The organism is Acrocarpospora corrugata, from assembly GCF_009687845.1.
Lineage (GTDB): Bacteria > Actinomycetota > Actinomycetes > Streptosporangiales > Streptosporangiaceae > Acrocarpospora > Acrocarpospora corrugata.
Genome location: NZ_BLAD01000107.1, coordinates 1 through 13,376, shown reverse-complemented (window position 1 = coordinate 13,376; position 13,376 = coordinate 1). Strand labels below are relative to the sequence as shown.

General features: G+C 69.9%; 9 protein-coding genes. 6 read left to right on the top strand and 3 right to left on the bottom strand.

The window, feature by feature from the left end; genetic code table 11:
- The first annotated feature begins 42 nt into the window (after positions 1 to 42).
- Complete coding sequence (locus Acor_RS38035; RefSeq protein WP_246239694.1) at positions 43 to 948, top strand: alpha/beta hydrolase; 906 nt, start codon at positions 43 to 45, stop codon at positions 946 to 948.
- A 67-nt stretch (positions 949 to 1,015) separates the two neighbouring features.
- Entirely contained in the window at positions 1,016 to 1,252 is a 237-nt protein-coding gene (locus Acor_RS38030; protein WP_155341618.1) for a mycoredoxin, read from the top strand.
- Here Acor_RS38030 and nudC read toward each other — a convergent pair whose 3' ends face one another.
- The gene (gene nudC / locus Acor_RS38025) at positions 1,253 to 2,164 is read right to left on the bottom strand and encodes an NAD(+) diphosphatase (protein WP_155341617.1); all 912 of its coding nucleotides are present in this window, start codon (positions 2,162 to 2,164) and stop codon (positions 1,253 to 1,255) included.
- 134 nt (positions 2,165 to 2,298) lie between these two features.
- Between nudC and Acor_RS38020 the strand changes: the two genes are divergently transcribed.
- From Acor_RS38020 to Acor_RS38005, 4 genes are read left to right on the top strand one after another with little or no spacing between them, the layout of a single operon-like run.
- Entirely contained in the window at positions 2,299 to 3,570 is a 1,272-nt protein-coding gene (locus Acor_RS38020; RefSeq protein WP_155341616.1) for an ATP-grasp domain-containing protein, read from the top strand.
- The gene (locus tag Acor_RS38015) at positions 3,555 to 5,228 is read left to right on the top strand and encodes an IucA/IucC family protein (protein WP_155341615.1); all 1,674 of its coding nucleotides are present in this window, start codon (positions 3,555 to 3,557) and stop codon (positions 5,226 to 5,228) included. The genes Acor_RS38020 and Acor_RS38015 overlap by 16 nt, the downstream gene beginning before the upstream one ends.
- A 2-nt stretch (positions 5,229 to 5,230) precedes the next feature.
- Positions 5,231 to 6,880 (top strand): IucA/IucC family protein, encoded by a 1,650-nt coding sequence (locus Acor_RS38010; protein WP_246239693.1) that lies wholly within the window; start codon positions 5,231 to 5,233, stop codon positions 6,878 to 6,880.
- Positions 6,877 to 7,950, top strand: a complete 1,074-nt coding sequence (locus tag Acor_RS38005; protein WP_155341614.1) for a type III PLP-dependent enzyme domain-containing protein — start codon at positions 6,877 to 6,879, stop codon at positions 7,948 to 7,950. The genes Acor_RS38010 and Acor_RS38005 overlap by 4 nt, the downstream gene beginning before the upstream one ends.
- Here Acor_RS38005 and Acor_RS38000 read toward each other — a convergent pair.
- Together Acor_RS38000 and Acor_RS45150 are read right to left on the bottom strand one after the other, a co-directional pair.
- Entirely contained in the window at positions 7,929 to 11,168 is a 3,240-nt protein-coding gene (locus Acor_RS38000; protein ID WP_246239690.1) for an ATP-dependent helicase, read from the bottom strand. The genes Acor_RS38005 and Acor_RS38000 overlap by 22 nt on opposite strands.
- On the bottom strand, positions 11,162 to 13,318 hold the full coding sequence (locus Acor_RS45150) for a PD-(D/E)XK nuclease family protein (RefSeq protein WP_422664864.1): 2,157 nt from the start codon (positions 13,316 to 13,318) through the stop codon (positions 11,162 to 11,164). Before Acor_RS45150 ends, Acor_RS38000 begins: the two co-directional genes overlap by 7 nt.
- Positions 13,319 to 13,376: the final 58 nt, after the last annotated feature.

Below are 13,376 nucleotides of genomic sequence, written 5' to 3'. Positions count from 1 at the left end.
GCCACAGGCAAACAGGAACCGCTCGCGGGAGGAACGAGGACCTTGAGATTAGCCGTTGGTGTCGGTGCGCTCGCCCTGGCAGCGGTCTTCCTCTCCTCCCCCGCGGCGGCCACCGCCACCGCGTCACCCGGCGGCGGTGATCCCGCCCCGACGCCCACCGCGACCGCGACCGTCCCGGTCGAGGAGCGCGCCACTTTCGCGTACGGCAAGCACTACCGCCAGCGGATGGACATCTGGTGGCGCAAGGACGGCGTCACCCGCCCGGCCGTCTTCGTGATCCACGGGGGCTGGTGGTCCGGCGGCGACAAGAAGTACATGACCGAGGTGACCCGGAGCTACTTCCAGCTCGGTTACGTGGTCGTCAACATCAACTACCGGCTGGCGCAGGACGCGCCGTGGCCGGCCCAGCGGACCGACACGCTGGACGCGATCGCCACCGTCCGGCGGCACTTCGCCCAGTTCAACCTGGACCCGGATCGTTACGCGCTGCTCGGCTTCTCGGCCGGCGGGCACATCGCGGCGGCGGTCGGGACGTATGGGGACGGGGTTCCCGGGCTGCGTGGCGTGGTCGGGATCTCGCCGGTGGTGTCGCCGCGCACCGCGTACGAGGACGGCGACGAGGGCGCGGACCACGAGCAGCGCAAGTTACGCAAGGCGACCATCGCGCTGGCGGGCGGCTGCGAGCCGATCGAGTGCCCGCGGATCTGGTCGAGCATGGAGGTGCCGCTGCACGCCACGCAGGGGGACGCGCCGATGCTGAGCGTGCACAGCGCCGACGAGTTCGTGCCGCCGTACCAGAGCGAGATGCTGAAGCAGGCGCTGAACTCGGTCGGCGTGGCGATGAACATCCGGGCCGTGCCGGGTTTCGTGCACAGCAGCCCGCTCTACCGGGAGCCGGGCGTGGCGGAGTCGGTGCAGTCGTGGATCATCGCGCGGCTGGCGCACTGACGATCACCCGGGAACATGGACGATCCTCGCCGTGTTGCCAATGATCGGCCTAAGGAAAGGGACGAACATGGCGCTCACGGTGTACACCACCACCTGGTGTGGCCCCTGCAAGCGGCTCAAGAGCCAGCTGACCCGTGAGGGGATCGCCTACCGGGAGGTGGACATCGAGCGGGAGGCGGACGCGGCCGAGTTCGTGGAGAGCGTCAACAACGGCAACAGGACCGTCCCGACCGTGCTGTTCCCGGACGGGACGGCGTTCACCAATCCATCGGTCATCGAGGTGAAGCGGCGGCTCGGGCTGTAGTCACCAGTCGCCGGCGAGGGTGTCGCCATACCAGGTCTCGATCAGCCGCCTGGCGATCGAGACCGGCGGCGGCAGGCGCAGGTCGCCGCTGTCGAGGGCGGCCACGAGTTCGGCGCGGGTGAACCAGCGGGCTTCGGCGATCTCTTCGGGGTCACGGGTGAGTTCGGTGGTGGCGGCGCGGGCGAAGAAGCCGAGCATGAGGCTGCGCGGGAACGGCCAGGGCTGGCTGCCCAGGTAGCGGGGGGCTTTGACAGTGACGCCGACCTCTTCGAGGACTTCCCGGATGACGGCCTGTTCGAGGGATTCGCCGGGTTCCACGAAGCCGGCCAGGACCGACATGCGGCCTTCTGGCCACTGCGGGCCGCGGGCCAGCAGGATCCGGTCGTCATCGTCGTAGACGGCCATGATCACGGCGGGGTCGACCCGGGGGAAGTGCTGGCTGGCGTCCCGCGGGCAGGTGCGGACGTGACCGCCGGCCGTCACCTCGGTACGGCTGCCGCAGCGCGGGCAGAACTCGTGGGTGCTGTGCCAGGCCTCCAGCGCGACGGCGTAGACCAGCAGGCCGGAATCCCGGTCGTCGAGCAGCGCGCCCGCCTGCCGCAGACCGGTGATCTCCGTGCCGGGCAGTTCCGGAAGTTCGGTGTTGACGGCGAAATAGGCGATGTTCCGGGTGTCCAGGCCGAGCAGGTAACGCCGCCCCTCCGGGGCCTCGCCGGGCGGGAGCAGCACCAGCCCGGCGCCCTCCGCATCCCTCCTGACCAGGGTTTCTCCGTTGTTGACCAGCACCACCCTGGTCGCTTCCTCAGCCCAGGCACGTTCCAGCCAGGCGGCGTCCTGGCGCAGCAACGCGGACCGGTCGATCGTGCTGCGCGCCAGGAGTAGCGGCCCGAGTAGGCCCTCAGAGATCTCCACAGGCTTTATCCTTCCTCATCTCGGCTCCCACAATGGCCCAGGCTGGATCCCCCGGGCAGGTGATTAGCCGGTCACACCACGAAGTGATCGACTAGCATGACGGAGTTAGGTGAGCCTTACCTCAGGGGACTTCGTTGCGGCTGTACCTTGCCACGCTCAATCCCACCGATTCGGTCGGGTCCGGATTCCTGCCGGCGGCGGACCGGCTCGGCTGGGACGTGGCGATCCTGACCGACCGGCCCGAACGATACCCCGGGCGCGAGACGATCGGGACCGACGTCCGGGACACCCGGGCGCTGATCGACACCATCGCCCGGCACCATCCACCGGATGTCGTGTTCACCAATTCCGACCATATCCAGGCGGAGACCGCCCTGGCCGCGTCCTATTTCGACCTGCCCGGTAAGGACTGGCGGGCCTGCCTGACGACCAAGAACAAGTCGCTGACGCGGCGCAGGCTGGCGCTGGCGGGGGTTGAGTCGGTCCGGTCGGTACGGCTCGCGCCCGGCGATCCGCCGCCGACCGATTGGCAGGGTCCGGTGGTGATCAAGCCGCGTGAGGGTGTGGCCAGCGAGGACGTGATCCTGGCCAGGAACGCCCGCGAACTCTGGACCGCCGCAACGACGGTCAAGGCCCGCCGCCCCGGCGAGACGCTGGTGATCGAGGAGTACCTGGAAGGTCCGCTGTTCACGCTGGAAACGCTTGGCGATGGCCGGGAAATTCGTGTTCTTGGCGGATATCGCACTACGTTGGGGCCGCTGCCGCATTTTGTGGAAGAACGCCTGGATTGGGAGCCTGACGGCCCGGGACGGGACCATGTCCTGGCCGCGCTGAACGCCCTGGGCGTCAACCTCGGCGCCTGCCACACCGAATACGTCCTCACCGCTACCGGCCCCCGAATCATTGAGGTCAACTATCGCGTCATCGGCGACAACTGCGACTTCCTACTCGCCGATCTCCTGGAAATCCCGCTGTTCGAGTGGATCCTGCGAGCCCACGCCGGGGAACCATTGGGGGATTTAAGCGAAATATCGCCCGAGCGCATTCGGGGTGGGAGCGGGCTGTCCGCCGAGGACAGCGAATCCGCGCGGGAGATTGCGGCGGGCAGAGGGATGCACCGCGAATCCGCGCGGGGGCTCGCGGCGAGCGGCGGGATGCATGGGGCGACGGTCAGTCTGCTGGCTGATCAGACGGGGACGATCATCGCTGCGCCGCCCGAGCAGGAGTTGGTCATCGGTTCGGCGCGGGTCTGGCATCACCCCATCCGGGCACTGGGCGATTATGTACAGCTCACCCACACCAACCGCGACTACCTGGGCTTACTCCGGGTGATCGCGCCCAATCCGGCGGCCGTCGACGACGCCGTCCGCCGGTTCCGTGAGGAGCACAGATGGGTGATCTCGTGATCTCGCTTCGGCGGCGGCGGGCCCGGCGGGTCGTGCGGGCGGTTTCGACGCGGGAGGCGTACCTGTCGGCGCGGGTGCTGAACGCGCTGCTGCGGGAGGACTACGGCGGGCTGGCCGCGCGGGTCACCCGGGACAAGGCCGGGGTCGCTCTGACGCTGGCCTCTGGCCGGAGGGTCCGCCTGACTTCGGGTGGTTTCGCTGGTCTGTTTCAGGATTTCGTGGTGGCTCCGGCTGAGGAACTCGGGCTCGACGAAGTGCTCGAAACCCTGGCCGACGTCGCCGAAGCCGCCGACGCGGCCGGGGTGACGGCGTTCGCCGAGGAATGCCGGGAGACCCTGCTCGCGCTCGATTTGTATGACCGCCAGCGAGAGCGGACTCGAAAGAACCCTCGCCGTGGACAGATTAGGAACGATCGGGATAAACAGACTCTGCCTGGCCCGGAGAACCCCCAGATCAGGATCGATCGGACGACGATCGGGTATGAGGCACTGGCCGCTTGTATCGATCATCCGATTTATCCGACCGCCCGGTGCCGTTCGGGACTGAGTTCGGCGGAATTACTGGCCTACGCGCCGGAGTTCTCGCCGGCGTTCGAGCTTCGGTGGGCGGCGGTTCCGCAGGAGAGTGTGGTCTCGCGGGGGTCCGGGGGGTTCTGGCCGGGCTTCGCGCAGGTCGGGTTGCCGGAACTCGATGGGCATGTGCTGTTTCCCGTTCATCCGCTGTCGGTGGGGAGCCTGCCGGAGGTGATCGTGGGGGCGGTGCCGTATCTGCGGGTGCGGCCGACGTTGTCGATGCGGACGGTGGAGGTCGATCCGCGTACCCATCTGAAGTTGCCGTTGGCCACCAGCACGCTGGGGGCGCGGAACCGGAGGTCGATCCGGCCGGGGACGCTCAGGGACGGCGCCGAGGCGGAGCGGCTGCTGCGGGGGGTGCTCGATCGGGAGCCCGGTCTGCGGGTGTCGCTGGCCGACGAGCAGACCTACGCGCACGCGGGCCAGGAGTACCTGGCCTGGATGATCCGCCGCCTTCCGGACGGCGAGATCGTCTCGGTCGCGGCGCTGGCGGCGCCCGGGGTGCTGCCGGATCTCGCCGACCGTTACTACCGGGGCGACGTCGAAGCGCTCCTGCGTGACTACCTGACCGTGCTGTTCACCTGGAACACAACCCTCTTCGTCCGGTACGGCATCGCGTTGGAGGCCCACCAGCAGAACCTCGCCCTCGTCTTCGGCGACGGCCCGATGCGGCTCCTGGTCAAGGACAACGACGGCCTGCTCGCGGCCCCGGACCGGCTGGCGGCGTCCGGGCTCGACGTGCCCGTCTTCGGGGATCAGCGCATGTTCACCGACGACCCCCACGCGCTGGCGGACGTCTTCATCACGATCACCCTGCATCTGGCGGCGGCGGCCATCACCGTGGGCGCGCTCGGCGAAGCCGACCTCGTGCGCGCCACCCTCGCCGACGCCCTGGACGCCTTCGGCGACGACCCCACCGCCCGGCTCCTCAGAGCCAGGACCCTGGACGCGGCCCGCCTGGTCGGCAAGTCCATGGTCACCGCGGGCACCCTCGTCGACAAACGCCGTACCGGCGCCAGGGACATCAACAAGTTCTACGGCACCAGCGGCCCCAACTATCTCGTGATCACGCAGAGGAGCATCTGACCATGGACCGCCTTGCCATCGACTCCACGAACCCGAGCCCGGGGTCGGCCGCGGACTCGGCACCCGGAACGGCGGATCGGGTCGCGTCAGACTCGGCGGGGCGGATCATGGCGGAATCGGCGGTGGGCACCGAGTCGGCGGTATCGGTGGCGGAGGCGGCCACGGTGGCAGCCCTGTTGCGGTGCTGCGTGCGGGAAGTGGCCGGGCCGCGAGGGCGGGTCTGGCAGTCGGATGAGCAGGTGCTGCTGGAGGTCGGCGGCAGGTGGCTGCGGGCGCGGGCCGGCGGGGGGATCGCGTTGCGGCTGACCCGGGGCGAGTGGCTGCGGGACGGGGTCTGGGAGCCGTTGAGTTCCGCGTTGCTGGTTGAGCTGATCACGGCCGAGCTGGGGGGCGGGAATCCGGAGTTCGCCGAGCAGGTGGCGTCCAGTAGGTCGGTGATGGAGGTGCTGGCCTCGGTCCGGGAGGAGGTCGCGCCGCCGCAGGATCCGTGGCTCGCCTCCGAGCAGGCGCTGGTGTTCGGGCATCCGTTTCATCCCACGCCGAAGGCGCGGATCGCGGCGAAGGGCGACTGGCTGAGTTACGCGCCGGAGGCGTACGCGCGGTTTCCGCTGCGGTTGCTGGGGGTTCGGGAGGATCTGGTGGTCGAGGAGGGGGATCCGAGCGCGCTGGACCGGCTGGGGGCGGCTCCGGCCGGGTACCGGCTGCTTCCGGTGCATCCGTGGCAGTACGAGCTGCTGGATCTCCCGATGGACGGGCGGCTGATCGATCTCGGGTTCACGTCCGGGCTGTCCACGCCGACCTCGTCGGTGCGGACGGTGTACGAGCCGGATCTGGACAAGTGCCTGAAGTTCAGCCTGGACGTGCGCATCACCAATTGCGTACGGAAGAACGCCTGGTATGAGCTGTCCGGGTCGGTGGAGTTGTCGCGGCGGCTGGCGCCGGTGTTCGCGGATCTGGCGGAGACGTTCCCGGGGACGCGGTGGCTGCCGGAGCCGGGGTATCGGTCGGCGGATCTCGGGACGTCGCTGCTGGAGGGGCTCGGGGTGCTGGTGCGGTGCAGCCCGTGGGGGCGGGCCGGGCGTGGGGTGACGCCGGTGCTGGCGGGGGCGCTGGCCGTACGGGACTTGCGGCGGGCGGATGCGATGGCGTGGTGGGTGGCGTACGTCGAGCGGGTGGCGCTGCCTGTTCTGGACGCATATTTCCGGCATGGGGTGGTGTTGGAGGCGCACCTGCAGAACGTGCTCGTGGGGCTCGACAGCCAGGGCATGCCGGTGGAGGCGGTGTTCCGCGACCTGGAGGGGACTAAGCTTGTCGGTCATGATTTGTCGGGACTGGTTCCGGAGGTGGCGGCAGCGCTGGAGTACGACGCGGAACGCGGCTGGAACCGGGTCGTGTACTGCCTGTTCGTCAACCACCTCGCCGAGATCGCCGCCACCCTGGAAGGCCCGCGCACGCTCCGCGACCTGTGGGCCGCCGCCGGCGAACTCCTCGCCTGCTACGCCGACACCCGCGGCTGGCCTCCCCCGCTGGCAGAGCTCCTGGCCGGCGTCCCCCTCCCCGCCAAAGCCAACCTGGCCGTCCGCTGGTCCCGGTCCCCCGACAAGACCGCGACGTATGTCCAGGTGGCCAACCCGCTGTCGAGGCCCGCGTGAACCTCCGCGACCACGCCGACCGCCTGGGCGACATCCCTGCGTATGTGTACGACCTGCCGGGCCTGCACACCCACGCGGCGGCCATCCGACGAGCGCTGCCGGACATCGAGATCTACTACGCGGTCAAAGCGAACCCGGATCCGATGCTGCTGCGAGTGATCGCGCCGCATGTGAACGGATTCGAGGTCTCATCGGGAGGCGAGTACGCGCACGTCCGATCAGTGCTCCCGAACGCCCGGCTCGCATTCGGCGGCCCCGGCAAAACGGACGCCGACCTAAGTCTCACCCCGCACCGCATGCACGTAGAGAGCCCAGGCGAACTGCGGCGACTACTCAACCGATCCGAGCCGGTGGACATCCTGCTGCGCGCCAACCTGGACGTCCCCGTCGCCGGGGCCGCGCTCGCGATGGGCGGCGGCGCGACACCCTTCGGCATGGATCCCGCCGGAATCCAGGAATGCCTGGCCCTCCTCGGCGGCCCGGTCCGCTTCCGCGGCCTGCACGCGCACCTGGCCAGCGGACTCGACGCACCCGACTTGCTCAAACTGGCCACCGCCGTGATCGGCTACGCCCGGGAGCTCGGCGCCCCCGAAATCAACCTCGGCGGCGGAATGGCCGTGCGCTACCAGCACCCGGACCAGCGCTTCGACTGGACGGCCTACGGCCAGGGCCTGACCGGCATCCCGGAAAAACTACGAATCGAGCCGGGACGAGCGATGACCGCCTACTGCGGCTGGTATCTCACCAAGGTCCTCGACCTCAAACGAGTCCACGGCGAACTCTTCGCCGTCCTCACCGGCGGAACCCACCATCTGCGCACACCGGTCACCAAGGGCCACAACCAGCCGTTCACGGTGTTCGGCTCCGCCGAGTCGCCGGAGGAGACCGTCACGCTGGTCGGGCAGCTGTGCACCCCGAAGGACGTCTTCGCCCGGCGGGTGCGCGCGACGTTGCGGGTCGGCGATGTGGTGGCCTTCGCGATGGCGGGCGCGTACGCGTGGAACATCTCCCACCACGATTTCCTGATGCACCCCAAGCCGGAGTTCCACTACGTTTCGGGGATTTCGTAGATCAGGGCGGTCAGGTCGTCGGATTCCATCAGGTCCACCGGGCGGACCGTCTGGTTCGCCCGTACATAGTGGAAAGCCGCGCTGACCTTGGCCAGCGGAGTGCGGGAGAGCTGCGCCCACGCCAGCCGATAAGCGGCCAGCTGGATCGCGGCCGTCCGGGCGGCTCCGCCACGGGGGCGTTCGCCGGTCTTCCAGTCGACCACGACATAGCCGTCGCGTTCGCGGAACACCGCGTCCATGCGGCCGCGAACCAGGCGGTCCGCGATCACGGTTTCGAACGGGACCTCCAGGTCGACCGGTGTCTGGTCGGCCCAGCGGCTCTCCTCGAATCTGGCCCTGAGCTCGGTGAGGCGCAGGTCGGCTTCGGAGATCTGGTCGGTCGCGCCCGGCAACTCGAAGTCGTCGAGCAGGCGCTGCTGGCCCCAGCGGGACTCCAGCCAGCGGTGGAACGAGGTGCCCCGGCGCGCCAGCGGGGTGGGTTTGCGCGGCAGCGGGCGGCGGATCTGCTTGGCGAAACCAGCTGGATCCTGGGCGAGCGTGACCAGGGACGACACCGACAGCCGGATCGGCAGTTCGACGATGCCGGACTCGCGGCGGCGGTCACGTTCGCGCAGGAGCAGTTCGGTGTCCCTGGTCCAGGAGCGCATGCGTTCGCGTTCCCACTCCTTCACCTCGCCTTCGCCCTCGTCGGACAGGCCGTCCATGGCGGCGGTGACCAGGTCAGCGCCCTCCCGGATGGCGTCGCGGACGACCACGTTCGGCCAGGTGGCCTCCGGCGGCTCGGCCAGCAGCGGGTTCTCGTCGACCTCGCCCTCGGTCCAGCGTGGGATCGCGGTCGCGTACTCCTTGATCTCGGTGAGGAAATCGGAGGGTTCGAGTGGCTTGGTGGAGCTCCCCCAGCGGTAGCCGGAGGCGATCAGCAGGTAATGGGCGCGGGTGACGGCGACGTAGGCCAGCCGCCGTTCCTCCCGCAGGTCGCGTTCCCGGCACCGTTCGTCGAAGTCGGCGAGCTCGTCCTTGTCCAAGCCGGCCAGTTCGGGCAGGTCGGCGCTGTCCCCCCGCAGCACGTACGGCAGTTTGCGGGGATTCTCCGTCCATCGGGAGTTGGTGACGGGGGTCGCGGGGAAGATGCTGCCCTTGGCCAGGCCGCCGCGCTGCGTGGTCAGCTGGGACAGTCCCGGCACCACGACGACCGGCCATTCCAGGCCCTTGGCGGCGTGCACGGTCATCAGTTTGACGCTGTTGGTCTCGCCGACGCGGCCCTGCTCCAGGCCGAATTCTTCGCTTTCCGCGGCTTTGATGTAGGCGAGGAAGGCGCCCAGGGTCGGGTCCTCGGCGTCGCCGGCGAAACGGCCGGCCGCGTCCTGGAAGGCGTCCAGGTCGGCGCGGGCGGCCAGCGGGCTGCCGCCCCTGGCGGCCACCTCCACGTCCAGGCCGAGCCGGCGTTCCACCTCGCCGATCAGATCGGGGAGCGACTGCCCGGCGTGGGCGCGCAGCACCCGAAGCTCCAGGGCCAGGGCGGGCAGGCGCTCCCGGGCGAGGTCGGAGAACCTGGCGCGCCACTCCTCCTGGTCGGGCAGCTCGTCCAGCGCGTCGATCAGGCTGCCCCGCTCGGCCTCCAGATCGGCGACGACCTGCTCCAGCGGGTCCTGGCCCGGCCGGTGGCCGAGCTCGCGGTTGAGGTCGCGGGCCAGCTCGCCGAGCACCTTCAGGTCGGCAGGCCCGATCCGCCAGCGCGGCCCCGCCAGCAGGCGGACCAGCGCGTCACCGGCGCTGGGGTCGTACATGACGCGGAGCGTGGCCACGATGTCGGCCACTTCCGGCACGGTCAGCAGACCACCCAGGCCGACGACTTCAACCGGGATGTCGCGCGCTTCCAGGGCTCGCCTGAGGGCCGGGAACTGCGATCGTTTGCGCGCCAGGATGGCCACGTCCTGAGGTTGTACGGCGTTCGCGCCGCCGTACACGCTGGATTTGGCCTTGCCGCGTTCGCCCTCGCCCCACGGGAGGCCGTCGGGGGCGGTCTCCTGGCCGAGCGTGCCGGCGATGCCCTCGGCGATCCAGGCGGCCTCCTCCTCGGCGGTCTCGTGGAAGGCGGCGACCACGCGGCCCCGGTCCACCCGGTTCTCGCCGGGGACCAGGACGGGCACCTCGGTGGCCTCCCGGCGCAGCTCGACCTGGATCTTGGCGGCCACGTCCAGGACACGTTCGCCGTTGCGGAAACTCACCGACAGCTGCCGGATCGGGGCGAGTTCGCCGCGAGTGGTGCGGAAGTCCTCAGGAAAACGGGTGAGGTTGCCCGCCGACGCGCCGCGCCAGCCGTAGATCGACTGGCAGGGGTCGCCGACGGCGGTCACCGGATGCCCGCCCCCGAACAGCGCCCGCAGCAGCACCAGCTGGGCGTGGCTGGTGTCCTGGTACTCGTCCAGCAGGACGATGGTGAACCGCTCCCGCTCCAGCTCCCCCACTTCCGGATGATTCGCCGCGATCCGGGCCGCCAGCGCCATCTGATCGCCGTAGTCGATGACCTCCCGGCTCCGCTTCACCCGCTGATACGCCTCGACCATCGGCAGCAGCTGCTCCCGGACGAGCTGCACCTTCACCGGTTTCTGCTGCGGCAGCGTGATCCGCCCCGATAACGCGGCCAGGCGCTCCCGCAGCCAGTCACCGGTCCGATACACGTCGTCCGGTTCGCGCAGATGCTCCGACAGCTCCCCCGCCAGCTCCAGCACGGCGGCGGTCACACTGGCCGGGCCCAGATCGACGTGGTCCATCGGCCCGTCGTACTGGCCGACCACCCGGGACGCCAGCTGCCAGGCCACGGCGGGCGTGACCAGCCGCATGGTCGGCTCCATCGCCTCCCGCAGGGCGTGGTCGGTGACCAGCCGGGCGGCGTACGCGTGATAGGTCGAAACCGTGGGTTCGGTCTCCAGTTCGGCGATCAGGCCGGCCGAGACGAGGCCGGTGAGACGCTTGCGCACCCGTTCCGCGAGCTCGCCCGCCGCCTTGCGGGTGAAGGTGAGCCCGAGAATCTGCTCCGGGCGCGCGTACCCGTTGGCGACCAGCCAGACCACCCGCCCCGCCATGGTCTCGCTCTTGCCGGACCCGGCGCCGGCGACGACCACCATCGGCTCACGGTCGGCTTCGATCACGACCGCCTGCTCGGGTGTGGGCGGCAGCACCCCGAGCTTGACGGCCAGCTCGTCCGGGGTCAGCACACCTGGCCTCCGCTGTCGTTCACCGGGCAGGAGATTCTGGCGGCGCAGGTGCGGCAGCCGTCGTTGACCTTGGCGACGAACAGGTTCGACGACATTCCGGCGGCCACGGTGGTGACCAGTTCCTCGGCCCAGCCGGGCTCGGAATCGTCGCGGAGCGCGCCCTGCTGCTGCTCCTTGGCGTCCTTGCCCGCGGCCTTGCCGAGTTGCACGAGGGCGGCGCCGCCGGGCTCGACCAGGCCGTGGCGTTTGAACGCGCCGAGCAGGGTGGCCAGCTGGTAGACGCCGAGCTGGGGGTGGCGGTCGAGTTCGTCGTCCTTGGGCTTGCTGGCGCCGGTCTTGATGTCGATGATCACCGCGCGGCCTTCGCCGTCGCGTTCGACCCGGTCGACGCGGCCCTTGATGATGACGCCCTCGGAGACGACGGCGGTGAACGCCTCTTCCGGGGCGACCAGTTCGCGGGGGTTCTCGGCGTGCCAGCGCAGGAACCGTTCGACCATCTGCTCGGCGACGTGGCGCTGTTTGCGGTTGAACCAGAGGCCGCCGAAGTCGAGTTCGTCCCAGATCTCGTCGAGCCGGCCGCTGAGCGCCTCGACCGGGTTGTTCTCGGCGGCGAGGACGGCGATGGCGTGGATGACGGTGCCGAGGCTCTGCGAGACGCTGGCGCTGCTCGCGCCGACGGCGGTCTCCAGGACCCAGCGGAGGTTGCATTTGGTGAAATTCTCGACGGCGGACGGGGAGATGCGGACGATGTCGTCCGGCCAGGCGAGGGGGCGGTCGTCGGAGAGTTCGGTGAGGGCGTACCAGGTTTTGGGGTCGGCGCCGGGGATCCTGGCTTCGGCGAGGCGGGCCAGGTGGCGGGCGGCGGCGCGGCGCAGCGGTTCCGGGCGGGACTGGTCGCAGACGGTGGCCCGGAGGTCGGCGACCAGGGCGGGCATGCTCAGCCAGCGGGCCCGATCGTCGACGGTGGCCGTCTCCAGCTCACCCGGCAGCAGCTCGGCCAGGAACCGCGACGGCCGCTCCTCGGCGTCCTCGCCGCCGACCGCCGTGACGACCAGCTTGCGCCTGGCCCGGGTCGCGGCCACATAGAACAGCCGCCGCTCCTCGGCCAGCATCTTCGACCCCAGCGCCGCCTTGACCGCGTCCGTCCCGTCCAACCCGGAACCCTCAGCGACCTCGACAAGCGTCTCAGTGCCCAGCAGAGACCCGCGCAACCGCAAATCCGGCCAAACCCCTTCCTGTACGCCGGCGACGACGACCACGTCCCATTCGAGCCCCTTAGACCGGTGCGCCGTCAGAATCCGCACCGCCTCCCCGTCAGGCGCCTGCTCGGCCAGCGAGTCCGCCGGAATCTCCTGCGCGACCAGATCGTCCAGAAAGACCTCGATCCCCGCCTTCGGCAGCCGATCGACGAACTTGGCCGCGTAATCGAACAACGACACGACCCCATCCAGATCCCGATCGGCCTGCGCCCCCCGCGCCCCCCCGCTCAAACTGACCGACGTCCACTTCTCCGAAAGCCCCGAAGCCTGCCAAACCTCCCAAAGCACCTCTTCAGCCGTCCCCGCCTTCTTCACCGCCTCCCGCGCCACCTTCAACAACCGCGCCACCCGCTCAGCCGGCGCGGCCACATGCCCCTCCAACAGCGTGAGCTCCCGCTCATCCCGCAACGCCGCAACCAACATCTCATCCGACGACCGCACCCCAAACGGCAACATCGGCTGCCTGGCCTCATCCCCGGCGACACCCTCTTCCGTCGGCTCACCCTCCCCAGACGGTCCGCCACCCGCGGTTTCTCCGGCTTCCGCCTCTGCCGACTCGCTTTTCACCGCTTCGCCGGCGTCCTCATCTGGCGGTCCGTCTACCGGGTCGCCGACCACGACCGCCTCCCCCTGCGCGGCGGACTCCAGAGCCTCAAGCTCGGCGATCCGAAGCGCACGCCGAAGCCGCCGCACCCCGATCATGTCCGTGGCCCCCACCGGCCCGGTCAGCAGTTCCTCCGCCGTGGCCACATCCAACGCCGACGGCCGAACCGCCGCCCGAAGCAGAGTCACCAGCGGCCGAACCCCCGGCTCCTGAATCAGCGGAACCTCATCCCCGGCCACCACCACCGGCACACCCACCGTCAGCAACGCCCGCCGCAAAGTCGGCACCTGCCGAGTGGCACTCCTCACCAACACAGCCATCCGCGACCACGGCACCCCCTCCAGC